General features: G+C 70.6%; 22 protein-coding genes. 9 read left to right on the plus strand and 13 right to left on the minus strand.

Annotation, left to right across the window (positions count from 1 at the left end; translation table 11 throughout):
* From OG439_RS11370 to OG439_RS11385, 4 genes are read left to right on the plus strand one after another with little or no spacing between them, the layout of a single operon-like run.
* The gene (locus OG439_RS11370; RefSeq protein ID WP_326949348.1) at positions 1–1,635 is read left to right on the plus strand and encodes a KGGVGR-motif variant AAA ATPase; all 1,635 of its coding nucleotides are present in this window, start codon (positions 1–3) and stop codon (positions 1,633–1,635) included.
* Positions 1,632–2,279, plus strand: coding sequence for a hypothetical protein (locus OG439_RS11375; RefSeq protein ID WP_326949350.1), 648 nt, complete (start codon positions 1,632–1,634; stop codon positions 2,277–2,279). Before OG439_RS11370 ends, OG439_RS11375 begins: the two co-directional genes overlap by 4 nt.
* The gene (locus tag OG439_RS11380) at positions 2,279–5,464 is read left to right on the plus strand and encodes a helicase HerA domain-containing protein (RefSeq protein WP_326949351.1); all 3,186 of its coding nucleotides are present in this window, start codon (positions 2,279–2,281) and stop codon (positions 5,462–5,464) included. The genes OG439_RS11375 and OG439_RS11380 overlap by 1 nt, the downstream gene beginning before the upstream one ends.
* 53 nt (positions 5,465–5,517) lie before the next feature.
* Positions 5,518–6,078 (plus strand): dihydrofolate reductase family protein, encoded by a 561-nt coding sequence (locus OG439_RS11385; RefSeq protein ID WP_326949352.1) that lies wholly within the window; start codon positions 5,518–5,520, stop codon positions 6,076–6,078.
* Here the strand turns inward: OG439_RS11385 and OG439_RS11390 are convergent.
* The 9 genes from OG439_RS11390 to OG439_RS11430 all read right to left on the minus strand — a co-directional run bounded on the left by OG439_RS11390 (position 6,060) and on the right by OG439_RS11430 (position 15,816).
* Complete coding sequence (locus OG439_RS11390) at positions 6,060–6,986, minus strand: hypothetical protein (RefSeq protein WP_326949353.1); 927 nt, start codon at positions 6,984–6,986, stop codon at positions 6,060–6,062. The two genes, OG439_RS11385 and OG439_RS11390, sit on opposite strands and share 19 nt — an antisense overlap.
* Before the next feature lie 5 nt (positions 6,987–6,991).
* Positions 6,992–7,537: a hypothetical protein gene (locus OG439_RS11395; RefSeq protein ID WP_326949354.1), complete on the minus strand. Its 546-nt coding sequence runs from the start codon at positions 7,535–7,537 to the stop codon at positions 6,992–6,994.
* A 102-nt stretch (positions 7,538–7,639) separates the two neighbouring features.
* A complete protein-coding gene (locus OG439_RS11400; protein WP_326949355.1) occupies positions 7,640–8,389 on the minus strand; it encodes an Asp23/Gls24 family envelope stress response protein in 750 nt (249 codons plus the stop codon).
* A gap of 205 nt (positions 8,390–8,594) precedes the next feature.
* Positions 8,595–9,581: a 3-oxoacyl-ACP synthase III family protein gene (locus tag OG439_RS11405; protein WP_326949356.1), complete on the minus strand. Its 987-nt coding sequence runs from the start codon at positions 9,579–9,581 to the stop codon at positions 8,595–8,597.
* Positions 9,578–11,434 (minus strand): ThiF family adenylyltransferase, encoded by a 1,857-nt coding sequence (locus tag OG439_RS11410; RefSeq protein ID WP_326949357.1) that lies wholly within the window; start codon positions 11,432–11,434, stop codon positions 9,578–9,580. The genes OG439_RS11405 and OG439_RS11410 overlap by 4 nt, the downstream gene beginning before the upstream one ends.
* A 338-nt stretch (positions 11,435–11,772) precedes the next feature.
* Positions 11,773–11,922, minus strand: coding sequence for a hypothetical protein (locus OG439_RS11415; protein WP_326949358.1), 150 nt, complete (start codon positions 11,920–11,922; stop codon positions 11,773–11,775).
* Positions 11,923–12,014: 92 nt separating this feature from the next.
* Positions 12,015–12,218: a hypothetical protein gene (locus tag OG439_RS11420; RefSeq protein WP_326949359.1), complete on the minus strand. Its 204-nt coding sequence runs from the start codon at positions 12,216–12,218 to the stop codon at positions 12,015–12,017.
* A gap of 252 nt (positions 12,219–12,470) precedes the next feature.
* On the minus strand, positions 12,471–14,777 hold the full coding sequence (locus tag OG439_RS11425) for a beta-glucosidase (RefSeq protein WP_326949360.1): 2,307 nt from the start codon (positions 14,775–14,777) through the stop codon (positions 12,471–12,473).
* 28 nt (positions 14,778–14,805) lie between these two features.
* Positions 14,806–15,816, minus strand: a complete 1,011-nt coding sequence (locus OG439_RS11430; RefSeq protein ID WP_326949361.1) for a LacI family DNA-binding transcriptional regulator — start codon at positions 15,814–15,816, stop codon at positions 14,806–14,808.
* A 133-nt stretch (positions 15,817–15,949) separates the two neighbouring features.
* On the opposite strand from OG439_RS11430, the gene OG439_RS11435 reads away from it, so the two are divergent.
* Genes OG439_RS11435 through OG439_RS11450 form a run of 4 tightly spaced genes read left to right on the plus strand, consistent with a single transcriptional unit; the run spans position 15,950 to position 22,082 of the window.
* On the plus strand, positions 15,950–17,248 hold the full coding sequence (locus OG439_RS11435; protein ID WP_326949362.1) for an extracellular solute-binding protein: 1,299 nt from the start codon (positions 15,950–15,952) through the stop codon (positions 17,246–17,248).
* Complete coding sequence (locus tag OG439_RS11440; protein WP_247051541.1) at positions 17,245–18,213, plus strand: carbohydrate ABC transporter permease; 969 nt, start codon at positions 17,245–17,247, stop codon at positions 18,211–18,213. Before OG439_RS11435 ends, OG439_RS11440 begins: the two co-directional genes overlap by 4 nt.
* Positions 18,213–19,037 carry a carbohydrate ABC transporter permease gene (locus tag OG439_RS11445; RefSeq protein ID WP_247051542.1) on the plus strand — a complete coding sequence of 275 codons (825 nt, stop codon included), beginning with the start codon at positions 18,213–18,215 and terminating at the stop codon, positions 19,035–19,037. Before OG439_RS11440 ends, OG439_RS11445 begins: the two co-directional genes overlap by 1 nt.
* A 15-nt stretch (positions 19,038–19,052) precedes the next feature.
* Positions 19,053–22,082: a glycosyl hydrolase 115 family protein gene (locus OG439_RS11450; RefSeq protein ID WP_326949363.1), complete on the plus strand. Its 3,030-nt coding sequence runs from the start codon at positions 19,053–19,055 to the stop codon at positions 22,080–22,082.
* A 475-nt stretch (positions 22,083–22,557) separates the two neighbouring features.
* On the opposite strand, the gene OG439_RS11455 is transcribed toward OG439_RS11450, so the two are convergent.
* The 3 genes from OG439_RS11455 to OG439_RS11465 all read right to left on the minus strand — a co-directional run bounded on the left by OG439_RS11455 (position 22,558) and on the right by OG439_RS11465 (position 25,427).
* Positions 22,558–23,616 carry a LacI family DNA-binding transcriptional regulator gene (locus tag OG439_RS11455; protein WP_326949364.1) on the minus strand — a complete coding sequence of 353 codons (1,059 nt, stop codon included), beginning with the start codon at positions 23,614–23,616 and terminating at the stop codon, positions 22,558–22,560.
* 276 nt (positions 23,617–23,892) lie between these two features.
* Positions 23,893–24,438 (minus strand): polysaccharide deacetylase family protein, encoded by a 546-nt coding sequence (locus OG439_RS11460; RefSeq protein WP_326949365.1) that lies wholly within the window; start codon positions 24,436–24,438, stop codon positions 23,893–23,895.
* A gap of 53 nt (positions 24,439–24,491) precedes the next feature.
* The gene (locus tag OG439_RS11465) at positions 24,492–25,427 is read right to left on the minus strand and encodes an acyl-CoA desaturase (protein WP_326949366.1); all 936 of its coding nucleotides are present in this window, start codon (positions 25,425–25,427) and stop codon (positions 24,492–24,494) included.
* A gap of 284 nt (positions 25,428–25,711) precedes the next feature.
* Here OG439_RS11465 and OG439_RS11470 point away from each other — a divergent pair, with 284 nt between their 5' ends.
* Positions 25,712–25,939 carry a hypothetical protein gene (locus OG439_RS11470; protein WP_326949367.1) on the plus strand — a complete coding sequence of 76 codons (228 nt, stop codon included), beginning with the start codon at positions 25,712–25,714 and terminating at the stop codon, positions 25,937–25,939.
* Between the two features lie 76 nt (positions 25,940–26,015).
* Here the strand turns inward: OG439_RS11470 and OG439_RS11475 are convergent, their stop codons facing one another.
* A complete protein-coding gene (locus tag OG439_RS11475; protein WP_086680104.1) occupies positions 26,016–26,219 on the minus strand; it encodes a cold-shock protein in 204 nt (67 codons plus the stop codon).
* Positions 26,220–26,251: the final 32 nt, after the last annotated feature.

Here is a 26,251-nt window from a genome sequence, read left to right on the forward strand (position 1 = left end):
ATGCCGGGGTCGGTCTTCACCTTCTACTCCTACAAGGGCGGCGTCGGCCGCAGCTTCACCCTGGCCAACGTCGCCGTGTTGCTGGCGCGGTGGGGGAACCGGGTGCTGTGCCTGGACTGGGACCTGGAGGCCCCCGGCCTGAGCGACTACTTCCGGGAGAAGCTGACCGGTCCGCCCCTGCGGGGGGTCGTCGACCTCGTCGACGACTTCCGCGCCGGCCGGTTCGACCCGGCGATGCACATCACCCGGCTGACCGGAGTCGGCGCGCTCGACTTCGTCGCCGCCGGGCGCGAAGGAGCCGGGTACGCCGGGCGCGTCCAGGACATCGACTGGGAAGGCCTTTACGACGAGGGGTTCGGCGACTACCTCGAGCGGTGCCGCGAGTGGTGGACGGCCGAGTACGACTTCGTCCTGATCGACAGCCGCACCGGGATCTCCGACATCGGCGGCATCTGCACCGCGCACCTCCCGGACCACCTCGTGGTCCTGTTCACCGCGAACATGCAGAGCGTCCGCGGGGCCGTCGACCTCGCCCGGCGCGCGGACGTCGCCCGCGACCGGATGCCGTTCGACCGGCCGCGCCTGACCGTGCTCCCGGTGCTGTCCCGGTTCGACAACCGCGAAGAGTACGACCGGTCGGAGAAGTGGCGGCGCATCTGCGTCGAGGAGACGGCGGACCTGTACCGGACGTGGCTCGACCAGACCGTGGACGCCGACACGATGTCCCGGCACCTGACCCTGCCCTACGTCTCGTACTGGAGTTTCGGCGAGCAGCTGCCGGTCCTGGAGGAGGCGACGCCGAGCGCCGACCAGATCGGCTTCGCCCTGGAGACGGTCGCCGCGGTGATCGGGCACCGGCTGGACCGCACCGACCTGCTGGCGGGCAACCGCGACGCGTATGTCGCGACGGTCCGCGAAGTCCGGCGCGAGTTCGCGCACGAGGTCCGGGTCAGCATCCCGCGGTCCAGCGTGAAGGTCGCGAACGCGCTGGTCGCCGAGCTGGAGCGGCTCGACGTCCGGGTCGGGAAGTCGCTGTCGGGCGACCGTTCCCTGCTCGCCCGGGCCGAGGACGACGCCCGGCACCTGTGCCTGGTCATCGACGGCAAGGTCAGCCGCTGGCAGTCGGCGGAGATCGAGCTGTTCCTGCACCGGACGCTCGGCCAGGACCGCCGCGTCATCCCGGTGCTCACCCCGGGCACCGAGCCCAACGCACTCCCCGGTTACGTCGGCAACCTCCGCTATCTGCGGCTGGGGCCGTCCCGCGGCCCGGCCGAGGTGGCCCGCGACCTGGTGGGCCAGCTCCAGGGCTTCACCCCGCTCGTCGACGCGGACGAACCCGATCTCGCCGCGCTGCTGCGCCAGACCCTCCAGGCGTGGCTGCGCCCACCGCTGTGGGACCTCGTCGACGAGGTGGTCCAGGACCTGCGCGCGGCCGCCGGCGGCGGCGATGACGCGCGGGTCAAGGACCTCGCGGCGGACCTCGCACTCGTCATCAAACCCCGTTCCCCGAACGGCGACCGCCACCACGGCGTTCCGCTCGAGACCCGCAAGTCGATCGACATGCTTCTCCACGTCCTCGACGCCCGGGCGAAGACCACGTTTCAGCACACGAACCACCGGAAGGACCTCGGATGACCGACCGCTTGGGACACAAGCAGACCGCGGCGATGTTGACGCTGATGGTGCTGGGCCGGGAGGTGCCCAACCCCGAACTGCAGGAACGAGTGGGGTTCACCCTGACCGGCAAGGACCGCACCCAGCTGAACGACACCGGGTACGTCGCCAGCGCGAAGGTCGGCCGCACGTTCGTCCACCAGCTGACCGACAGCGGATGGGCATGGTGTGAGGCGGAGATGCAGGAACAGACCCCGCCACCGCCGCGGCCGCAGAGCGTTCTCTGTTCGGCGCTGTACCTCGTCCTGGGCGGCCTCAGTGGGTTCTTGCGCCAGGAGAAGCTCCGGCCTGCCGACGTTTTCGGCGTCGAGGCCGATGTCGAACCGGAGCTCGAACCGGAGTCGGAAGACCTCGAGGGCCGGATCCGGATCGCCTACCGGGAACTGGTCAAGGAACCGCGCGGCTGGATCGGGCTGGTCGACCTGCGGCTCAAGCTCGGCGCGCCCGCAGACGAGGTCGACGCCGTGCTGAAGCAGCTGAGCGGGGCCGGGAAGATCCACCTGGTGCCGGAGGACAACCGCAAGGCCCTCACCGCCGCCGACCACGAGGCGGCGATCCGGATCGGTGGTGAGGACAACCACCTGCTCTCGATCGAGGCGCTGTGATGGACGAACTGGCAGCGTTGGCGGCATTGAGGTTCGACTGGGCGGACACCCCCGACCACGTTTGGCGGGATTCGCCGTACCACGTCGACGGGCTGCACGCCGACGCCCTCACTGCGCTCGACACCGGCATCCGCGACGCCGCGGCCAGCGACGGCCCGAGCCCGATCGGCCTGGTGCTGCGTGGGCTGAAGGGCGTCGGCAAGACCCACCTGCTGGGTTTGGTCCGCCGTCAGGTGCACCGCGCGCGTGGCTATTTCTTCCTCGCCGAGGTCACCGCCGCGGACGCGTTTTGGGACAACACGGCCGAGGCGTTGCGCCGGGGGCTGTCCCGGCCGGACGAGTCGGGCGAGTCGCAGCTGAAGAGCTTCCTGCTGCGTGTGTGCCTGCGGGCTCAGGTCGACGCCGAGGTCACGACGAGGCTCCGGCGGGGCCGCGGGGTGACCTCGGACGATGTCGAGGCGTTTGTCGACGGGGTAGCGCATCTCGACGAGACGGTCGCCTACGACTGCGGTGACACGGCCCGTGCGCTCGTGCTCCTCGCGAGCCGGGACCGGAGCGCCCGGTACATCGGCGAGGACTACCTCGACGGGGACGACGAGCTCACGTCCGATGCCAAGGACTGGGGCATCCGGCCGCGCCCGAAACCCGCTCGCGCCCTCGTGCAGGAGATCACCCGGCTGCTCGCCCTGACCGGTCCGGTCGTGATCGCCGTGGACCAGCTCGACACCCTCGTCGCGCGGTCGGTGAAGCGGACGCAGCAGATCGGGGACAGCACCGAAGAAGACCTGCTCGTGGCGGAGATCGCCGACGGGCTCATGGGGCTGCGCGAAGTCACCCACAAGACCCTGACGGTGCTGGCCTGCTTGCCCAGCACGTGGGAGCAGATCAAGACGAAGGCCGCCGGCACCGTGCCCGATCGCTTCCGCGAGTCGGTGACGCTCGGCCGGATCACCGACGCCCGGCTCGGCCGGGCCCTGGTGGAAAAGCGGCTCGGCGTGGCCTACCGGGCCATGGAGTTCACGCCGCCCCACCCGACCTGGCCGGTGGCGCTCGAAGCCTTCGAACGGCCTTGGGAGCAGTGGACCCCGCGAGTCCTGTTGCAACGCATCGTGGCTCACATCGACACGTGCCTGCGCACCGGGCAGGTCACAGAGCTCACGTCCTTCGACGAACAACCTCCGGTGCCGGTCGCTCCGTTGCGGACCGTACTGGAAACAGACCAGTTCGCTGCGCTCGACGCCGAGTTCGAGAAGCTGAAGGCCGAGGCCGATCCCGAGAAGCTGCGCAACGAGAAGACCGAAGACAAGGTCATGCCCAACCTGCTGTCGGCCGCGTTGCGCAGCTGGATCACCGAAGTCGGGGACGACAACCTGGAATGGGTGTGCGAGCACCAGAACGGGCGCGGCGAACTGCACGCCTGGCTCACCCGGACGGTCGACGAGGCGTCGGATCTCCAGGAGCACTGGGGATTCCGGGCGATCGCCGCCCGCGACGCCCGGGCCGCGCTGAGCCGCTTCCGCAAGGCCCGGTCGGCGGCGGGACAGCGACCGGGCGCGGACAACCGGCACCTCGTCATCATCCGGGCGCTGAAATGGTCGCAGGGCAAGAAGACCCGGGAGGAGGTCGGCGCCTTCGAGACCGCGGGAGGACGCACCAAGCCGTTGTCCGACCCGGACGTGCGTACGTTCTGGGCGCTCGACCGGATGCTGGAGACCGGTGGTCGCGAGCTGCACGAATGGCTCGTCGACCGGCGCCCCGCCAGCCGCTCGGAGCTGTTGTCGGCGGTGTTGCCGCCGCCGTCGAACGGGCAGCGCTCCGAGGTGAAGGGGCCGTCGCCGGGGCAGCCTGCCGAAGGGACCCATCCGCCGCCGGTGGTGGGTGAGCAGCGTGGGGACGAAAAGCATCCGCCGCCGGTGGACGGAAAGCGCGCCGAGGAGGCGCACCCGCCGCCCGCTGAAGGGGAGATCACGCTCGGCACGGTTGTCGGGTCGGGGGTGCCGGTGCGGATCGGGCTTTCGGCGCTGCGCAAGCACGCCGCGATCTTCGCCGGGTCCGGGTCGGGGAAGACCGTGCTGCTCAGGCGGATCGTGGAGGAGTGCGCTCTGCTGGGGGTTTCCGCGATCGTCCTGGACCCGAACAACGACCTCTCGCGTCTCGGGGACGCCTGGCCCGAGCCGCCGGCCGGGTGGGGGCCCGATGACGCCCAGCTGGCCAAGCGGTACCTGGCGGAGACGGACGTCGTCGTGTGGACGCCCGGGCGGGCGACCGGGCGGCCGCTCGCGTTCCAGCCCCTGCCGGACTTCGGCGGCGTCCTCGACGACGCCGACGAGTTCACGGCGGCCGTCGAGGTGGCGGTGGCGACGCTGGCGCCGCAGGCCCGGCTCACCGGGACCACGGTCAAGGCGAACATCGGCCTGGCGGTGTTGCGCCAGGCCGTGATCCATCACGCGCGGACCGGGTCGCGCAGCCTGCCGGACCTGATCGAGCTGCTGTCGGACCTGCCCGACGACGTCAGCAACCTCAACGACGCCAGGCGGATCGCGGCCGACCTGGCCGAGGTGCTGAAGGCAGCGATGGTCAACGACCCGCTGTTCGCCGGCGGCGGTGAGCCGGTGGACCCGGGCGTGCTGCTGACGCCGGCGCCGGGGCACCGGGCGCGGGTGTCGGTGATCAGTTTTGTCGGGCTGCCGGCGGAGGAACAGCGGCAGAACTTCGTCAACCAGCTGCAGATGGAGCTGTTCGCCTGGATCAAACGCAACCCGGCGGGCGACCGGCCGCTGGGAGCGTTGTTCGTGATGGACGAGGCGCAGATGCTCGCGGCGTCGGGCACGCTGACGGCGAGCACGCGCAGCACGATCGTGCTCGCGTCCCAGGCGCGGAAGTACGGCTTGGGGTTGCTGTTCGCGACGCAGGCGCCGAAGGGGCTGCACAACCAGGTGGTCGGCAACGCGATGACGCAGTTCTTCGGCCGCCTCAACAGCCCGGCCCAGATCGCGGCGGCCAACGAGCTGGCCCGCGCGAAGGGCAGCCCGGTCGCGGACATCTCGCGGCTGGAGCGCGCGCAGTTCTACGTGGCGGGGGAGGCGTTCGGCTTCCGGCAGGTGGCGACACCGCTGTGCCTGACCCACCACCCGGCGAGCCCGTTGCGCCTGGAGGAGGTGATCAGCCGGGCCCGGGAAGCCTGAACCTGTCGATCCGGGCGTCGCTCGTTCGACGCGTGGGTGAAGGAGGTTCTCCCGTGTCCCAGGTGATCTTGTACATGTCGATGTCCCTCGACGGCTTCATCGCCGGTCCGGACGACCGAGCCGGCCAGGAGCTCGGCCGTGGTGGCGGGCGGTTGTTCGACTGGCTGGACGAGCGGCTGGGGGAGGGGGTGAACGGTCAGGTCTACCGCGAGGCTTTGGCCACCGGCGCGGTGATCTCGGGCCGCCGGACGTTCGAGCTGGCCGGTCGGTGGCGGGGCGACCACCACGACGGCGTTCCGATCCACGTCCTGACGCACCACGTGGACCCCGGCGACGAGCCGCCCGGAAGCGCGCGGTTCTACACGGACGTCGTCGCGTGTGTGACCGAAGCGGTGCAGGCGGCCGGCGGCCGGCCGGTCATGGTGCACGGCGCGGGGGCGGCGCAATCGTTGCTGCGCGCGGGTTTGCTCGACGAGCTGGAGATCCACCTGGTCCCGGTCCTGCTCGGCGGCGGCCGGCGGTTGTTCGCGGAGTCGGAGCGGGTCGAGCTGGACGTCGTCCGGCGGCTCGACGGGAACGGCGTGACCCACCTCCGCTACGCAGTTTCCGGTTGAGCAGAGGGCTGAGCGTCGTCGCCGATTCGGTGCCGGCCTTCCGTGATGATCACGTCCGACTTGTGGTGGACGTTCTGCACCTCTCGCACGACTCGCTGCCAGTGCCGGATGGACGCGCCCGGCATGTCGGCTTCTCGGAGGATCTCGACCCGGTCCTGGCCGTTCAGCCAGATCAGGAACGAGCGATCCACCACGTTCAGCCGCCGGGCGCCGAAGTCGTAGTCGAGGACGATCGGGCTGATCTCGAGGTGGTGCATCTGGAATTCGGCGATGTTCGGCAGTTCCTTGAGGAGGTCGCGAGCGCTCGGACCGGTCCCCAGGCCGAACAATTCGATGAAGTTGACGATCTCTGTGACCTGGAGGCCGCCTTTGAGCCGGGCGACATCGCTGGCGATCACGGTGTACAACGTCCACTGGTAGATCTCGGCCAGGTCGGCGCTCGGTCCGGCAGAAAAGCTGTCGATGAAACTCGTGGACCTGCTCGACTGGTCGCGAACGATGTCCTGCATCAGCTTCTTCGCGAGTTCCAGGGACCCTACCTGACGGACCTTGCCCTCGGAGTCGCCGATGATTCCGGCGGCGACGCACGCCTGGTAGCAGACCTGCTGCACAACCCAGACGCTGCCCAGGCAGTTCTCCAGGATGTGGTCGCGGAAGTGATCGTCGAACTTGAGACCGATCAGATTTTCACCTTTTTCGATCACGTCCTCCAGTTCGGCTTTCGACCAGTGATCGGCGTTGACCGTGGCTATCCGGCTGCCCAGGTCGCCGTTGAACCTGAGCAGCTTGTTGTCGTCCAGCCAGACGCCGATCATGATGAACCGATGGATCGAATAGTCGAAGTAGCCCTTCAAGGCTCTTGAGAAAGACTTCTGCACACTGTTCGGCAGATAGTGGAAGTCTTCCAAGATGATCAGGGAAGTGACTTGATGGACTCGAGTGCTCGGATCATGTCGTTGATGTCTTCGGGATCGAGCTCCAGCGGTTCTGTGGTGCGCGTTCGCTCCTGGGAATTCTCGAGCTCCTCGCCGGTCGAGGTCGTCAGGCCGAACGCGGAGATCTTGAAGTTCAGGTCGATCTTCGCGTTGATCTTCGATTTCCCGGAAACGCTGGTCGAGCTCGAGCGTTCGACGCGGTACCCGACGGCCTTCAGGATCGCCGCGTTCAACTCCGACAGGCTGGCGATCTCGATGCAGGCCACCACGACGTGGGGCTTGTCGTTGATGTTCCACTTGCGCAGGCAGGTCTTACCCTGCTTCGACGAGCCGTGGATGACGATGTGGTGGTTCTGGTTCAACGCGAGGAAGAGTTTGTTGTCGACCTTGTCGCGCTCGACGTAGTTCTTCGGCAATTCGCGGGATATGCCGAAGACTTCATCGACGAATGTCAGTTTGAGACTGTCTTCGGGAAATCTCGGATAATTTCCGACGAACTTCCCGGAATCATCGACGAAGTTCACGGATCCACCCTGCCGACATCGATCGTTTCAGTGACGAAGTACGACAGTAGACTCCGCTGGCCCGGTCCCGGGGCACGACCCCGGGACCGAACGCGGTCGATGTCAGTCGGCGTCGGGGAAGTGGATGTCGGCGATGTGGACGTCGACGCCCTCGACGTCGAGGCCGAGGAACTTTTCCACCGCGTCGATCACGTCGGTGCGGATCTTCTCGGCCAGGGCCTTGACGGCGTGGCCGAAGTCGATCACCACGGAGATGGTGATCGTGGCGACGTCGCCGTCTACCGCTACCTCGACGTCGTCGCTGGTGAGTTCGTGGACGCCCTCGGCCTTGCGGGCCACCCGGTACACGATCTTCACCACGACGTCGTCGCCGATGGTGGTGGCGCCGCGGGTGCCGGCGGCGGGGCGGGCGGCGGCCGCGACTACTCGCTCCGCCTCGTCTACGACCTCGACCGCCGCTACGGGTTCGACCACCACGGCCTCAGTCTCGACCGGCGTCGCGACTCGGTCGGTTTCCTCTTCGGGCACCTCGACGACAGAGTCCGCGGCCGCCTCGTCGGACTCCTCGGTGACGGCCTCGTCTTCGACGTCGTCCGCCGCCTCGTCTTCGACGTCGCTGGAAGCCTCGTCGGTTTCGGTGTCGACGGCCTCGGCGTCTTCGGAGGCGGAGACCGAAGCGTCCTCGGTCGCGACGTCCTCGGCGTCCTCAGCGGGTTCGGTGGTCTCGGCCGCGTCGGCCTCGATCTCTTCTGTGGCAACGACTTCGGGAGTGTTTTCGGCCGGGGGGTACCCGCCGGTGGCGGGGGTGCCGGAGTTGGGGCGGCCGAAGATGCTGTTGATGACGTCGGACATGGGTTCCCCTTTTCGGGAGCGACGACTTCGGGTGGGGACGAACAAGACGGCGCCACTATAGGGCATGACCGTGACCCCGATCACGTACCCCGCCGTCGGGTTTTCCCTTGTGTCCCAAAGATGTCCACAATCCGCGCGACGTCACTCGCGGTGGTCGGGCGGTGACGCGGCCCCGGCTCGGGAGCCGGGGCCGCGCCCGCTCAGCTCACCCGTGGCGGAAGCACAGCGTCCCCCACTGGAAGCCCGCGCCGATGGACGAGACCACGTACGTGTCGCCCCGGCGGACCGCGCCCTGGCCGAACGCCGAGTGCAGCGACGTGAACACGCCGGCCGAACCGGTGTTGCCCAGGCGGTCCACCGTGATCGGCGCCCGCGAGCGTGACACGCCCAGCTTGTCCAGCGCCGCCGTGATGATGTTCAAGTTCGCCTGGTGCAGGAAGAAGTGCGTGATCTCCTCCACCGACAAGCCGGCGTCGTCGACCGCCCGCAGGATGCTGTCCGGCAGGCAGCGGGTCGCGGTGTTCCAGACCGCGCGGCCGTCCATCTTCAGGTAGTGGTCCGACGCCGACGCGGCGGCCGGCGGGAGGCGCGAACCGCCCGCCGGGATCTCGACGTCGTACGACAGCTCCGTGCCGAAGTCCCAGCCCAGCAGCCCGCCGGACGACGACGCGTGGGTCAGGACGGCCGCGCCCGCCGCGTCTCCGAAGAACACGCGCGTCGTGCGGTCGGCCGGGTCGGTGACGCGGGACGCGCAGTCCGCGGCGATGACCAGCACCGTCGACGCCGCCGACGTCTGCAGCAGGTGCGCCGCGAGGAACAACGCCTGGACGCCGTTCGCGCACGCCGCTTGCGTGATGTCCAGCGTCAGCGCGCGGTCCGCGCCCAGCAGCTCCTTCACGATCAGTGCCGTCGAGGGGAGGGGCTGGTCGTAGGTGTAGGTCCCGACGATGATCGCGTCGACGTCGCGGGCGGTGATGCCCGCCGCGGCCAGCGCGGAGTGGGCCGCCGCCACGCACATGTCCGACGTCGCGCGGTCCGGCGCGAGCCGGCGGCGGACGCGGATGCCCGTGCGGCTGATGATCCACTCGTCCGACGTGTCGAGCGTCGCGGCCAGCTCCGCGTTCGTGACGATGTCCGGCGGCAGGTGGACGCCGGTGCCGGTGATCGTGACCGGGACGGCCAGCGCGCTCACACCGCACCGCCCGCGAAAACGCTGCGCGCCGGGCTGAGCTGCTGGGAAAGGTCGGTGTAGAACCGGCCCGACTCGCACGGGCGGCCGAGCAGGATGCGGCGGGCCGCCTCGGCGCACAGCGCGCCACCGAGCGCGACGCCGGACGCCAGCTGCGGCCAGCTGCTCAGCGTGCGCCCGAGCTCGTTGAACGACGCGGCCAGCTCGGGGCTGATCCGGTCGGCGTCCACCATCGCCAGGATGAGGTCGACCTTCTCCTGGTAGCCGAGGTCGGCCAGATCGACGGACTTCACGTCGCCGAGCAAGCCGTGCAGCAGCGCCCGGTCGGGCTCCCGGTCGAACCGCTCGACGTCGAGCATGCCGCGGTCGTTGCAGTCCATCACCACCGGGATGCCGAGGTCACGCGCGTACTCGCGGGCCGCGATCTTCACCCACGGCGTGTCGCACTCCTCGACGAGCAGGTCGATCCCGCCGGCGAAGAAGTCCTCGATGGTGTCCGCGGTCAGCCCGTCGCGCTCGATCTCGATGTCGAGGTACGGGTCGATCTCGAACATCTGCCGCGCGGAGAGCACGGCCTTGTTGACGCCGAGGTGGTGCACGCCGGCGCGCAGCCGGTTCAGGTTGGACAGCCCGAAGTCGTCGAAGTCGGCCAGGCGGTACGCGCCGCCGATGCCTTCCAGCGCGAACGTCAGCGCCGCGCTGTTGCCGACCGAAAGGCCGATGATCCCGATCCGCTTGCCGAACAGGTCACGCTGTTCCGGGCGCTCGATCCGGCCGCGGTTGCGGTCGGTGCGGACGAGCCGGAACTCCTCGCGCGGCAGCACGTGCACCAGCCGTCCCGACCACGGGTACCACACCCAGGTGCCGTACTCCCACGCCGCGACGCCGGTCAGCTGCTCGCGCTTCTTCCGGTCGATCTCGGCGTCGTCCCGGCACGCCGGTTCGCGGCTGCGGACCAGTTCGGTGAGCTGCTCGTCGAGGGTGTCGTGGACTTCGCGGACGTCGCCGGAGGCCAGCAGCCGGGTGAGCGCGTCGTGGTCGGCCGCGGTGAACAGCACCGGCCGCCAGACGTCGCGGTCGGGCGTGGCGGCCTCGGTCAGCGTGAGCGGCGCCGCGCGGGGCGCCCGCGGTGCGGGGAGCAGCGGCGACGGGCCGCTCGCCGCGATGAGCGGGAACTCGTCCCGCAGCCGCGTCACGAGGTCGTGCTGCCGGCCCGCGCCGTCGAGCACGCGGTGGAACATGATCACGACGTCCTCGGTGTAGCGCGGGACGTAGCGGCGGGTACCGGGCACCGGCCGGAAGCCGAACCGTTCGTGGAACCGGTCCTGGCCGTCCTTCGTGCCGGACGTGCCGATCATCGCCCGCGCGCCCAGGTGGTGGGCCGCGCCGATCGCCAGCGCGTTGAGGTACTGCCCGAGCCCGAGCTTGCGGGCCCGGTGCTCGACGACGAGCCGGCTGTGCTCGAACACCTCGGACAGCGGAATGCCTTCGGCCGCCAGGAGTTCCTCGTAGCTCGCGTCGCCGAGGTAGGCCCGGGACTGGAACCGCTCACCGGAGTCCGGTGCAGACAGCCGGATGTAGCCCAGCGGCTCACCACCGGGACTGCGGCGGGCGATGAAGTGCCACGCGCCGAAGTCGAGGTCCTGGTCGTCGGCGTGGGAGCCGTCCGAGCGGAGGAACGCGGGGCGGCGGCCGTGGTCGAACAGGATCCGGGCGCGCAGCTCGCGGACCGCGTCGATCAGAGTGTGGTCGCCGGCGCCCGGCTGTGGCCCGAGGAACGCGGTGACGTGCCAGTCCGGCGAGCCGGGCTGCGGGGACCACGATTCGCGGGGGCCGGGGTGGTTCAGGTCGGTCAAGTTCCGTCTTTTCTCAAGGAGTTCCGGGGGACCTGTCCGGCCGCGGCGAGCGTGGTCCGGACCAGGGCAGGCGGGACACTAGCAGCGGGCGGACGGCCCGGCCCGGCGGTGCGCCGCGGCGATCTTCCCGCTCGGCCCAGCCGGGAAATCCTTTACTCGCAGGAGAATCTACGGTGTGTCACAGACGACGACCACGAATGATGAAGATCGAGAGACACCGCCACCCGATGGAGTGGCGGTGTCTCTCGCAGGGCGACGGAGAGAAGATCAAGCCGGCTACGCTCCACAGAGGATTGTGGTCGGCTTCACAAGCGCGTCTTCACCCCCGCGGGGGAGCGTCAACGGTGGCCGAACAGTCCAAAAGGGACACTCGACGCGAGCGCCCGGTACCCGGCCGGCTTGAGGTGCAGGTGGTCGCCGGCGTCGTAGGCGGGCCGCAGCTGCCCGGGCGCGGCCGGATCGCGGGCCACGCGGTCGAAGTCGAGCACCGCGTCGAAGTGGCCGCGGATCCACGTGTTGACCCGCTGCCGAGGCGCTTCGCGCCCGGGGGTGTCGTAGGGGGCGTTGCCGCCGAACGGCGTCAGCGTTGCGCCGTAGACGCGGATGTCCCGCGCGTGATGATCTGGTCGTAGGCGTCGATCAGGTCGTCCGCGGTCTGCGCGGCGGCTCCGGTGGCCGCGGTGCCGATGTCGTTCACGCCTTCGAAGACGATGGCCCATTCGACGCCGCTCAGGAAGTACCAGTGGTCGGCCGGGGTCGCGCCCGGCAGGTCCGCGGCGGTCACCTGATCACCCGGCGCCAGATACGACGGCGTGAGCGAGCCCGGGTGGGAGGTGACCGTCGTCGACGGCTTGCCGTGGAAGGCGTTCGGGAGAATCGTCAGGGCCCGCCGAAGTCCGTGAATGCCACATCGAGGGACACTAAGTCCCTCGATGTGGCATTCACGGACTTCCGGGGTGTGCTCAGCCGCAGGCAGATCCGGGGCCGCCTGCGGAGAGGCGGGCGGTCTGGCGCAGCGAAGCGTCGAAGGGGCGCTTCACACCGAGAACTCCGGCGCCAGTACGCGATCGAACCCGACCTCCCGGCGGGGCCCGGACAGCGTGCAGTGCAACGTCGCGACGATCTGCTCGCTCGACGTGCCGACGCGCAGTTCGACGTCGCCCGGCTCGACCAGGCGGTGACCCGCGCGGCCGGTGTAGGACGTCAGGTCCGCGTGCAGGCCGATGTCCAGGACCTTCGCCTCACCGGGCTCGAGGTCGACCCGGCGCGCGGCGATCAGCTGACGCTCCGGGCGGGCCACCTCGGCGACCGGGTCGTGCAGGTACACCTGGACGACTTCGGACGTCGGCCGGTCGTGGTCGTTGCGCAGCGTCACCCGGACCTGGCAGGTGCCGTCGGTCGGCCACAGCGATCCCGTCGCGCTGACGTCCTGCCAGGTCGCGGGCGCGTAGGAAAGCCCGTGCCCGAAGGGGTACAGCGGTGTCGGGTCGACCGTGCTGACCTCGCTGCGCCGGCCGAGCGGCGCCGCCAGGTACGTCGACGGCTGGCTCGCGCCGGCCGCCGGGAAGCCGACCGGCAGCCGGCCCGAGGGGTTGATCCGTCCACTGAGGACACTCGCGAGCGCGGGCGCGCCCTCTTCGCCGGGGTAGAAGCCGCAGACGATCGCGGCCAGCCTCTCTGCCTGCCGCGACAGCTCGTACGGTCGCCCGGACAGCAGGATGAGGATCACCGGCTTGCCCGTCGCGAGCAGGGCTTCGAGGAGTTCCTCCTGCCGGCCGGGCAGCCGCAGGTCGGGCGCGTCGCAGCCCTCACCGGACGTTCCGCCGCCGAACAACCCGGCCCGGTCGCCCAGCACGGCGACGCAGACGTCCGCGGCCGCCACGGCCGAGACGGCCTCGGCGATCCCGTCGTCGTCCCCGCCGACCACCGGGCAGCCCAGCGCGTAGGTGACGTCGTGGTCGGCCCGCAAGGCCTCGACGACCGTGGGCACCTCGACGCCGAACGGGACGTCGGGGTGGTGGACGCCGACGTGCAGCGGGAACGAGTAGCAGCCCATCATCGCGCCGGCCGCGTCCGCGCGCGGGCCGACGACGGCGACCCGGCGGCCGGGGGCCAGCGGGAGCGCGCCGTCGTTGCGCAGCAGCACGATGGAGCGTTCGGCCACCTCACGGGCCAGGTCCCGGGACTCCGCGTCGTCGAGGTCGATCTCCTCCGGCACCTCGGGCGCCCAGTCCGCGTCGAGCAGGCCCAGCTCGCACTTCTGGCGCAGCACGCGTTCGAGGGCCCGGTCGACGACGGCGGCATCGACCGAGCCCTCTTCCACCGCGGCGAGCAGCGGCTCGCCGTAGCAGTCCATGGTGGGCAGTTCCACGTCGACGCCCGCGGTCAGGGCCTGGCCGGCGGCGTCGCCGCGGTCGGCGGCGACGCCGTGCAGCCGGTGCAGGAACGCCACCGAGAAGTAGTCGGCGACGAGCGTGCCCGTGAACCCGTAGGTGTCGCGCAGCAGATCCGTCAGCAGCGCCTGGTCGGCGACGGCCGGGACGCCGTCGACGTCGGTGTAGGAGTTCATCACCGAGCGGGCGCCCGCGCGCAGGGCCAGCTCGAACGGCGGGAGCAGGACGTCCGCGATTTCGCGCGGGCCCACGGAAACCGGCGCGAGGTTGCGCCCCGCGCGGGAGGCGGAGTACCCGACGAAGTGCTTCAGCGTGGCGACGACGCCGGCCGACTCGAGGCCCGCGACGTAGGCGCTGCCGATCGTACCGACCAGGTACGGGTCCTCGCCGATGGTCTCTTCGACGCGGCCCCAGCGCAGGTCGCGGGCGACGTCCAGGACCGGCGCGAGGCCCTGGTGCACGCCGAGGCCCACCATGGTCCGGCCGATCCGTTCGGCCATGCGGCGCACCAGGTCCGGATCGAAGCTCGCGCCCCACGACAGCGGCGCGGGGAAGATGGTGGCCTGCCACGCGGCGAGCCCGGTGAGGCACTCCTCGTGCACCATGGCGGGAATCCCGAACCGGCTGCTCGTGATGATCTGCCGCTGGGTGCGTGCCAGGCTGCGGGCGCCGATCACCGGGTCGACCGGGCGGGTGCCGAACACCCGGGTCAGCTGGCCGATCCCGTGCCGGGCCAGGTCGTCGAGGTCGATCACGGCGTCGACGAACTCGTGCTGGTGCGGGGCCATCTCGCCGCCGGCGTCGATGCCGACCCAGACGCCGTAGAGCTGGCCGAGCTTTTCGCGCGGGGTCATCCGCCCCATCAGCGCGCGGACGCGCTCGGCCGGGTCGGCGGTGGGGTCACGCCAGGGCTCCGCTGATTTGGGGGCCTCGGTGGGCTGCGTGGTCAAGGCTGTCCGCCCTTCGTAGGGGAGAAGATCAGGGGAGGGCGCGGGTCGAGCGCCGCACCACCAGGCCGGTGTCCAGGGTGAGGTGGGTGCGCTCGACGGCGTCGCCGTTGATCAGCGCGATGAGCATGCTGATCGCGCGGTGGCCCATCTCGCGGATCGGCTGGTCCACTGTGGTCAGTGGCGGGCTGCAGAGCGCCGACTCGGGCACGTTGTCGAAGCCCACCACGGAAAGGTCTTCGGGCACCGAGAGACCCAGCTCACGGGCCGCGCCGACGGTCGCGATGGCCGAGATGTCGTTCGCGGCGAACACCGCGGTCGGCCGGTCGGGCCCGGTCAGCAGCTCGTGCGCCGAGGCCGCGGAGATCTCCGGGTCGTACGCGCCGTCCCGGATCAGGGCCTCGTCCACCGCGACGCCCGCCGCCGTCAGGGCGCGCAGGTAGCCGGTCTTGCGCAGCTCGGCGGACTGCAGGTCGGGCCGGCCGGCGAGGAAGCCGATCCGGCGGTGGCCCAGCTCGAGGAGGTGCTCGGTGGCCAGCTGCGCGCCGCGCAGGTTGTCCGAGTCGATGGTGGGCAGGTGCGACGGCCCGGTGTGCGGGTCGACCGCGACCACCGGCGTGCCGGGCACGGCCTCCAGCGAGACGGCCGGCGTGACCAGCACGGCGCCGTCGACGAGGGTGCCGCTCAGCCGGGAGAGGTAGCGCTTCTCCCAGCCCTTCGGGTCGCCGGTGCGCCCGCCCGCGGAGTAGACGACGAGCTCGAAGCCACTGCCGCGGATCGCGTCCGCGGCTCCCTTGAGCAGCTCGGTCGAGAACGGTTCCAGGTCGGCGACCAGGATGCCGATCACGTTGGTCCGGTGGTTGCGCAGGCTCTGCGCGACGAGGCTCGCTTCGTAGCCGAGTTCTTCGATCACCGCCCGGACCTTCGCGAGCGTCGCGGCGGAGACGCCGTAGCGGTCGTTGATCACTTTGGAGACCGTGGCCACCGAGACGCCGGCGCGGGCCGCGACGTCACGGATGGTCACCCTGGAACTGGGCTGCATCGGCTCAGACTAGCCATGTAAAACGTTATCGACAACGATTGACATCCGTTTTTCGCTGGCGCAGACTCTTCGCCAACCCGGGCGTTGTCACGCCCCGTCCAACTCGGCCGAAGTCGTCAGGAGTGGACCCAAGATGTTTGTGAAACGCCGAATCCCCGTAGTCGCCGCGCTCGCGGCGGTCGTACCGCTCGCCCTCGCGGCGTGCAGCGGTGGGGGGAGTGACGCGCCCGCGCAGCCGAGCGGCCCGGTCACCCTCACCTGGTGGCACAACGGCACCACCGACCCGATCAAGTCGATCTGGGAGAAGGTGGTCACCGACTACCACCAAGCACACCCGGACGTCACCATCAAGGCCCAGCCGCTGCAGAACGAGGACTTCCCCACCAAGGTGCCCCTCGCCCTGCAGGGGGCCGAGCCACCGGACGTCTACCAGTCCTGGGGCGCCGGCGACCTGGCTTCGCAGATCACTTCGGGCAAGGTCGCCGACATCACCGACGCCACGAAGTCGTGGATCTCCGCGACCACCGGCAAGTTCGGCGAAAACTGGCAGGTCGACGGCAAGCAGTACGGCGTGCCGTTCGAGCAGCACTTCGTCGGCTTCTGGTACCGCAAGGACCTGTTCTCCGACGCCGGGATCACCGAGCCGCCGAAGACCATCGACGACCTGAACACCGCCGTCACCAAGCTCAAGGCCAAGGGCGTCGCGCCGATTTCGGTGGGTGGCAAGGACCGCTGGCCGGATGCCTTCTACTTCAACTACTTCGCCGTCCGCGAATGCTCGGTCGACGTGCTCAAGCAGTCGGTGAAGGCGATCAAGCTCGAGGACCCGTGCTGGACGAAGGCGGGGCAGGACCTGAAGAACTTCCTGGCCACGCAGCCGTTCCAGACCGGGTTCGCCGGCACCGCCGCCCAGCAGGGCGCGGGCAGCTCGGCCGGCCTGGTCGCCAACGGCAAGGCGGCGATGGAGCTGCAGGGCGACTGGGAGCCCGGCACGATGTCGGCGCTGACCGAGGACAAGCAGCTGGACTCCAAGGTCGGCTGGTTCCCGTTCCCGTCCGTGGCAGGCGGTGCGGGCGACCCCGCGGCCGTGCTCGGCGGCGGTGACGGTTTCGCCTGCACCACCCGCGCGTCGAAGGCGTGCGCGGACTTCCTGCAGTACCTGGGCAGCGAGCCGGTGCAGACGCAGCTCGCCGCGCAGGGCGCCGGCTTGCCCGTCAACACCGTCGCCGCCAAGGCGCTGAAGACCGACACCCTGAAGGCCGTCTACGACTACGGCACGAAGTCGCCGTACCTGCAGATGTACTTCGACCGGGCGTTCCCGACGGCGGTCGGCGCCGCGCTGAACGACGCGGTGGCCAACATGTTCGCCGGCCAGGGCACCCCCGAAGGCATCGTGGCGGCCGTCAACCAGGCCGCGGCGGGCAACAAGTGACCACGACCACCAGCCCGGTGCGGGCGGCGCGACCGCCCGCACCGGCGGTGCCGGTCCGGAAGCGGCGGTCGAGCCTGCGCAAGCGGCTCGAGCTGGCGCTGCTGCTCGGCCCGGCGCTGCTGCTGTTCGCCGGGTTCGTCCTGGTGCCGATCGGGATCGCCGCGTTCTACAGCCTGTTCAACTGGAACGGGTTCGGCGCGCTCGACGACTTCGTGGGCTTCGACAACTACGTCGACGCCTTCGGCGGCGACGTGTTCCAGAGCGCGATCGTGCACAACCTGATCATCGCCGGGCTGTCGATCGTGGTGCAGCTGCCGCTGTCGATCGGCCTGGCGCTGCTGCTCAACCGGAAGCTGCGCGGCCGGGCGGTGCTGCGGTCCCTGGTGTTCGCGCCGTACGTCCTGTCCGAGGCGATCACCGCGGTGATCTGGGTGCTCATGCTGCAGCCGAGCGGGTTCGCCGACCAGGTGCTCGAAGGCGCCGGGCTCGGCGGCCTGGTCCGGCAGTGGCTGGCCGACCCGGGCATCGTGCTCTACACGCTGTTCGCGGTGATCACCTGGAAGTTCATCGGCTTCGGCATCATCCTGCTGCTGGCCGGGCTGCAGGGGGTGCCGGCCGAGCTGCGCGAGGCCGCCGCGCTCGACGGCGCGTCGGCGTGGCAGACCACCCGCCACGTCGTGCTGCCGCTGCTCGGGCCGACCATCCGGATCTGGATCTTCCTGTCGGTGATCGGCTCTCTGCAGCTGTTCGACATCGTGTGGATCATGACGCTCGGCGGGCCCGCGAACGCGTCGACGACGATGGCGACCTACCTGGTCGACCACGGCTTCAAGCGCTACGAGTTCGGGTTCGGCTCCGCCGTCGCGGTGATCCTCTTCGTCATCTGCTTCGTGTTCGCGCTGCTGTACCAGCGGTTCGCGCTGCGCCGGGACACCCAGGGCGCCCTGACCAGGATGGTGGGTTGATGCGCTCGCGCCGGTTCGGCCTGTCGATGGGGTATCTCGCGGCGATCGTCGTGGTCGGTGTGACTCTCGTGCCGCTGCTGTTCGTGGTGCTCGGCGGGTTCCGCAGCAACGCGCAGATCAACTCCGACCCGGCGGGGCTGCCCGGGCCGTGGATCACCGAGAACTACGCCTCGGTCCTCGGCTCGAGCGCGTTCTGGACGTTCCTCGGCAACAGCGCGCTGATCGCGGTGATCGCGACCGCCGTGGCCGTCGGCCTGGGCTCGATGGCCGGGTTCGCGCTGTCGCGGTACCACTTCAAGGGCCGTGAAGCGCTGTACACGCTGTTCACGCTCGGTCTGCTGTTCCCGCTCACCGTGGCGACGCTGCCGCTGTACCTGTGGCTGCGCCAGCTCGGCATGCTGGAGAGCTTCTGGGGCGTCGCGATCCCCGAGGCGGCGTTCTCGCTGCCCGTGACGATCGTGATCCTCCGCCCGTTCATGCACGCCATCCCCGGCGAGCTGGAGGACGCCGCGGTGCTCGACGGCGCGAGCCGGCTCGGGTTCTTCTGGCGGATCCTGCTGCCGCTGTCGGCGCCCGCGCTGACGACGGTCGGCGTGCTCGCCTTCGTCACCAGCTGGAACGCCTACCTGCTGCCCCTGCTCGTGTTCAACGACTCCGCGCACTTCACGCTCCCGCTCGGTGTCGCCACGTTCCAGTCCCAGTACTCCCAGGACACCGCCCGGGTGCTCGCGTTCACCGCGTTGTCGATGATCCCCGCGCTCGCGTTCTTCGTGCTCGCCGAACGACGCATCGTCGGCGGGCTCACCGGATCCGTGAAGGGCTGACTCAGGAGGTCTCCCGTGACGTCCGAGGTACACCGCCGTGCCTTCCTCCAGCTGCTGGCCGTGGCCGGTGCCGGAACCGCCGTGCTGCCGGGAACGGCCGAAGCCGGCACGGGCTTTCCCCTGGTGGAGCGCGGGAAAGCCGCGACCATCGTGGTGGGTTCCGGGGACCGGCCGGGGGTGCGCAGGGTCGCCGGCGACCTCGCAGCCGACGTCGAGCGCGTCACGGGCGTGCGGCCCGCCGTCTCGATCGACGTCGTCCCCGCGCACGGGCCGGTGGTGCTGATCGGCACCCTCGGCCACAGCCCGCTGGTCGACGACCTGGTCCGCGCGGGCCGCCTCGACGTCACCGGGATCACGGGCAAGTGGGAGACGTCGCTGAGCCAGGCCGTCGACGGGACGCTGGTGCTCACCGGCAGCGACCAGCGCGGCGTGATCTACGGCGTCTACGAGATCTCGCGGCGCATCGGCGTCTCGCCGTGGTACTGGTGGGCCGACGTCCCGCCGCGGCGCAGCGCGGAGCTGCACCTGCCGGGCGAGCGGTTCAGCCTGGGCACGCCCCGCGTCAAGTACCGCGGGTTCTTCATCAACGACGAGAACCCGGCGCTCGGCACCTGGGCACCGGCGTACTTCGGGCCGGGCAAGGCGCCGGGCTACCCGGGCGGCTTCACCCACGAGTTCTTCGCGAAGGTCTTCGAGACCATGCTGCGGCTGCGGGCCAACTACCTGTGGCCGGCGGTGTGGGGCCGCGCGTTCGCCGAGGACGACCCGCTCAACCACGCGACGGCCAAGGAGTACGGCGTCGTCATGGGCACCTCGCACGAGGCGCCGATGATGCGCGGGATCGAGGAGTGGAACCGGCACGCCGTCGCCGCGGTCCGCGACGCGGCCGGCACCATCGTCACGCCCGGCCACGACCCGTACGGCGGCACGGGGGAGTGGAGCTTCCGCCGCAACGGCGAGGCGATCAAGGCCTACTGGGCCGACGGGATCCGCCGGATGGCCCGCGAGGACTTCGAAGGCGTCGTCACGCTCGGCATGCGCGGCAACGGCGACGTCAGCCTGCCCGACGGCGACGGCATCGAGCTGATGCGCGAGATCCTGGCCACCGAACGGGAAATCCTCGCGCGCGAGCTGAGCACGGACGTCCCGCAGGTGTGGACGCTCTACAAGGAGGTCCAGCGCTACTGGGCGCAGGGCCTGCGCCCGGCCGACGACGTCATCGTCGTGTTCACCGACGACAACTGGGGCAACATCCGCAAGCACCCGGATCTCTCCTTGCCGCCGCATCCGGGTGGGTACGGGCTGTACTACCACTTCGACTACGTCGGCGGCGGCCGCAACTACAAGTGGGTCGACACCAGCCTGATCGCGAACACCTGGGAGCAGCTGAACCAGGCCGTCTCCTACGGCAACGACCGGCTGTGGGTCGTCAACGTCGGTGACCTGAAGGGCAACGAGCTGCCGCTGCAGTTCTTCCTCGACTACGCGTGGAATCCGTCGGCGCTGCCCGCGTCGCGACTGTCCACCTGGGAGCGGGACTTCGCGGCGACGAACTTCGGTGCCGCGCCGGCGTCGGACATCGCGTCGGTGCTGCACGACTACGGACGGCTGCAGTCGCGCCGGAAGCCGGAGCTGCTGAACCGGAAGATCACGCTGCAGGCCGACGGCACGATCGTGTACGACGACCAGGCGACGCCGTTCAGCCTGGTCAACTACCGCGAGCTGGACACGGTCACCGACGAGTGGCAGGCACTGGCCGCGCGTGCGTCGAAGATCTCTTCGCGACTGCCCGCGGTGTACCGGGACGCCTACTACGAGCTGGTGCTCTACGAGGTCGGGGCGACGGCGAACCTGTACGCGTTGCGGCGCGCCGAGTTCACGAACCTGCTGTACGCGGCGCAGGGGCGCGCGTCGGCGAACGGCTTGGCCGCGTTGACCGAGGCCCGGTTCGCCGACGACCTCGCGCTGGCGGCGAAGTACAACACCGGCATCGCGGGCGGGAAGTGGAACGGGTTCCAGACCCAGCCGCACATCGACTACGGCGACGTCGCGCGCTACGGCCCGAACGCGCCGTGGCAGCAGCCGGAGAAGGACAACGTCGCGCTGCCGGACGTCATCTTCCCGGCGGTACAACGGGTTTCCGTTCCCGCTGCCGCCGAGATGGGGGTCGCGGTCGACGGGTCCGAGCAGTGGTGGCCCGCGGCGCCGGGACGTCCGGTGCTGCCGGAGTTCAGCCCGTTCCAGAGCACGCCGGCGCAGTACGTGGACGTGTTCAACCGGGGGCGGACGCCGTTCCGCTGCACCGTCACGGCCGGGGCGCCGTGGGTACGCGTCGAGCCGCGCGGCGGCCGGGTGGACGAGGAGCTGCGGATGACGGTGCGGATCGACTGGGCCCGCGCGCCGAAGGGCACCACGACGGTGCCGATCACGGTGTCGGGTGCGGGACGCACGGTCGTCGTGGACGCGATGGTCGTCAACCGCTCGCTCCCGGTGACGTGGCGGCACGGGTTCGTCGAGGCCGGGGGACACGTCTCGATGGAGGCCGACCACGGCGACGCCGTGCCCGCGGCGGGCGTGTCGTGGCGGCGGATCCCGGACCTCGGCCGCACGGGCGCCGGGATGACACCGTTCCCGGTGACGGCGCCGAGCCGCGCGGCGGGCGCGGGCCCGCGGCTGGAGTACCGGATGACGCTGTTCACGACCGGCCCGGTGACGGTCTGGGCGTACCTTTCGCCGCGCAACAACGTGCTGCAGGGCGACGGGCTGCGCTACGCGGTCTCGCTGGACGACGCGGCCCCGCAGGTCGTCAACATCACGAAGGCGTCGGGCGCGGACGACACGACCATGAACCGCCAGTGGGAACGGACGACGTCGGACAACGTGAACCTGACCTCGACGCGGCACGTGGTCGCCGCACCGGGCCCGCACGTGCTGAAGCTCTGGATGATCGACCCGGCGGTGGTGGTGCAGAAACTGGTGGTCGACACGGGCGGCCTGCGGCCGAGCTACCTCGGACCACCGGAGAGCACGAGGCTGGGAAGGTGACCGGCCGCTGCGCCAGACCGCCTGGTCGCGGCGGGCGGGCCACGGTCCGGCGGGCGGCCGCCGTGACCGACCGCTGCGCCTTGTCGCGGCGCGCGGTCCGGAGATCGTCCGCCGTGATCGGCGGCCGTGCTGCCGGGCGACACCGGCCCGGCTACCGCGGTGCGGGGATCACACCTTCCGTCGGGGCGGCGACAGTCAGCCAGGGTCGCGGGGTCCGGTCGCTGGCAGAGCGCGGCCTGGCGCTTTCGGCTTGGCGCTTTCGTCGCGTGCCGGTGGGCCGGGCCCGGCGGGCTGCCGGGCGGCGCCGACCCGGCTGCCGCGGTGCGGCGATCGCGTGCTCTGCCGGGGCGGCGACACCCGGCCAGAGGTGCGGGGTCCAGTCGTCGGCGGAGCGCGGCATGGCGCTTTCGGCGGGGCGACCATGTCGCGTGCCGGTGGGCCGGGCCCGGCGGGCTGCCGTCCGGCTCCAGCCCGGTCACCGCGGTGCGGGGATCACGTGCTCCGCCGGGGCCGCGGTGCTGTGGCGGACCACCAGGCTCGTCGCCAGCTCCAGCCGTCTCGCCTCCGGGGCCATGCCGCGGGCCAGTGCGATCGCCAGCCGGGCGCCCGCCGCCGCCATTTCCTGCAGGGGCTGGCGGATCGTCGTCAGCTCCGGGGTCAGCCACCTGGCCACCGGGAGGTCGTCGAAGCCGACCACGCTCAGGTCGGTGGGGATCTTCAGGCCCGCGTCGCGGGCTGCCTCGTACACGCCCAGGGCCTGCAGGTCGCTGCCGGCGAAGACCGCCGTCGGGCGGTCGGGGAGGGTGAGCAGTGATGCCAGTTCGCGGTAGCCCGACCGGACGTGGAAGTCGCCCTTGCGGACCAGCGCCGGGTCGAACGCCAGGCCCGCCGTCTCCAGCGCCGTGCGGTAGCCGTCGATCCGGGCGCGGCTGCACAGCACGCCGTCCGGGCCGCCGATCATCGCGATTCGGCGGTGGCCCAGCTCCACCAGGTGCCGGGTCGCGGTCAGCCCGCCCTGCCAGTTCGTCGCCCCGATCGAGGGCGTCTCCGGGCCGGGCGCGCCGGCGGGATCGACGATCACCAGCGGGATGTCCCGCGCGCGCAGTTTCGCCAGCTGCCCGCTCGTGAAGTCGGAACACACCGAAACGATGCCGACCGGCCGCCGGGCGAGCACGCTCTCCAGCCAGCTCTGCCCCGGCGTGTGCCGCCCCGACGATTCCGCCAGCACGACCGCCATTCCGTTTTCGCGGGCGACGTACTCGACCCCGCGGATGATTTCGAGCGCCCACGTGCTTTCGAGTTCGTGGAACATCAGTTCCAGCAGCCGGGAACGGCGGGAACGCTCGTCGGCGCGCCGCCGGTAGCCGTATTTCCCGATGACGGCTTCGACGCGGGCGCGCGTGCTTTCGGCGACGTCCGGACGCCCGTTCAGCACCTTCGAAACGGTCGGCACGGAAACGCCGGTCTCGGCGGCGATCCGGGCGATGGTGACCCGCGACGCTGCGGGTTCGAGATCGTCGGATTTCACTGGCATGAAGGGGATTCTAGGTCATCAGGCGCGGGATGGACACGCTCGAAACTTTCGAGCATTGCTCCGAAAGGTACCTTGACCACCGTCGACGGCGGCTCCTATCGTCGGAATCTCCCTATTTCCCCGAGGAGTCCCGAGATGGTGCACGTAATTCCGATCGAACGCGCCCTGGTCGCGGTGGTGGCGTTCGCGCCGTCCTCGCCCGGGAATTCGACAACGTGACGCCGGAGAACGAGAGGAATGGGGCCCGGTCGAGGCCGAAGCCGGCCTACTCGCGCATCAACCCGTGACCGCGGCCGCGCGCAGGCCCCGTAAAGCGAGCGCGGCCAGGATGCGGGGGACGGCGGCGACCGTCGACGCGTAGCCGCCGTCGTGCATCAGGATGATCCCGCCCGGCTCGACCGCGGCTGCGGCGTCGACGATCTCACCCGTCGAAACCCCGGCCCAGTCGCGGGTGTCGACCGTCCACAGAACCTCGGTGAGCCCGTGCCCGGCGATCGTGGCCGCCACCGAAGCGTCCGTGTCGCCGTAGGGCGGGCGGAACAGCGCGGGCCGGGTGCCGGTGATCCCGGCGAGCAGGTCCTGCGTGCGCGCCACCTCTAGCTCCCGGGCCGCGGGGGAGAGCGACGGCAGCCGCGGGTGCGTCCAGCTGTGGTTGCCGATGGTGTGCCCGGCCGCGGCGATGGCGCGGACCAGGTCCGGGTGATCAGCCGCGCAGGAGCCCTGGAGGAAGAAGGTCGCCGGCGCGTCGCCCAGTGCGGCGAGCAGCGCCGGCGTCGTCTCCGGGTGGGGGCCGTCGTCGAAGGTCAGGGCGACCGTGTCCATCCGTCCACGGTCCACCCCGCCCGCGACGACCGGCAAGGAGTTTCGGCGGGCTTTCAGCGCGCCATGGCGGCGAGGCGCTTGGCCGTCGGCCAGCGGACCTGCCAGGCCCAGCCGAGCTTCTCGAACGCCCAGATCACCCGGGCGGAGATGTCGATCTGGCCGCGCTGCACGCCGTGGCGGGCCGACGTCGGGTCCGCGTGGTGGGAGTTGTGCCAGGACTCGCCCATCGACAGGATCGCCAGCGGCCAGAAGTTCGCCGAGCGGTCCCGGCTCGCGAACGGCCGTTCGCCGATCATGTGGCAGATCGAGTTCACCGACCACGTCACGTGGTGCTGGAAGGAGATCCGGGCCAGCCCGGCCCACAGGAACGCGGTCAGCGCGCCCCACCACGACAGCGTGATCAGGCCGCCGAGCAGCGCCGGGAGCAGCAGGCTCGTCACGACCCAAACGGGGAACAGGCGGTCGACGACGCGGATGTCGCGGTCGGCGGCCAGGTCGGGGGCGAACCGCTCGATGTTGGTCTTGTCGCGGCCGAAGAGCCAGCCCATGTGCGCGTGCCAGAAGCCGCGGGCCAGCGCGACCGGGGACGTGCCGAACAGCCACGGGGAGTGCGGGTCGCCCTCGCGGTCGGAGAACGCGTGGTGGCGGCGGTGGTCGGCCACCCAGGTGATCACGGGGCCCTGGGCGGCGAGGCCGCCGGCGACGGCGAGCGCGATGCGCAGCGCCCGCTTCGCGCGGAACGCTCCGTGCGTGAAGTAGCGGTGGTAGCCGATGGTGATCCCGAGCGTCGAGACGACGAAGAAGCCGCCGCCGATCGCCAGGTCCAGCCAGCTGACGCCCCAGCCCCAGAACACCGGGACCGCCGCGGCGAGCGCGAGGAACGGGATGAGGAGGAAGGCGCGGATGGTGAGCAGTTCGGGGATGGTCTGCTTGCCGGAGAGGACCGGCTTCGGGGCAGGTCGGGGTTTCACCGGGGTGGGTGAGGTCATGCACCACTCGTTTCGAGGTCTTCGCCACGCGCGGAGGGGGTCCTGCGCGGGAGGCCGGGGACGCGGGACACCCGGCTCGATCAGCTGTGTACGCGCGGCCCGCCGCACGGTCGCCGCTCCTGCCGGCGCCCGGCCGTCAAGGGCCGAGGGACGGGAGTGCGCCCGGCACTGCGCCGGCCTACGAGGTGCTCCCGTGCTTCCGAGGCTACCTGAGCCGCGTGTGAGCCCGCTGTGTGGCGAACGAGGGAGACCTGGGGCGCGCACCGGCGCAGTACGGTGGGCGGATGGCAGAACGAGCAGGTGGACCCGCCCTGGACCCGACCCTCTCCGAATGGCTCAAGGCCCGCGACGAGACCCACCGGCACCTCGGCACCGCCGAGGCCACCGTCGACGCCGGCTGGACCCAGCGCCTGGCCGACCTGCTGGCCACCGAGCAGTCCTGGCAGGCCCAATACACCGAGCTCGTCGCCCTCGGCACCCCCGGCCGCCGGTTCCCGACGTCCAACCGCTGACGGGGCGTCGGGGAACCCCGGAAAAGGGGAATGCCCCCGCCCCGGAGGGGGCGAGGGCATTCCAATGTCGCGTGGTTCAGATGACGCTGACCCGCTGGGCCTGGGGGCCCTTCTGGCCCTGGCCGATTTCGAACTCCACACGCTGGCCCTCGTCGAGCGACTTGAAGCCGGTGCCCTGGATCTCGGAGTAGTGGACGAACACGTCCGGACCCCCGCCATCCTGAGCGATGAAGCCGAAGCCCTTTTCACCGTTGAACCACTTGACACTGCCCTGAGCCATACCCATACCTACTTCTCATCAGTGAGCCTGGC

It is taken from the genome of Amycolatopsis sp. NBC_01307 (genome assembly GCF_035975215.1).
Classification (GTDB): Bacteria; Actinomycetota; Actinomycetes; order Mycobacteriales; family Pseudonocardiaceae; genus Amycolatopsis.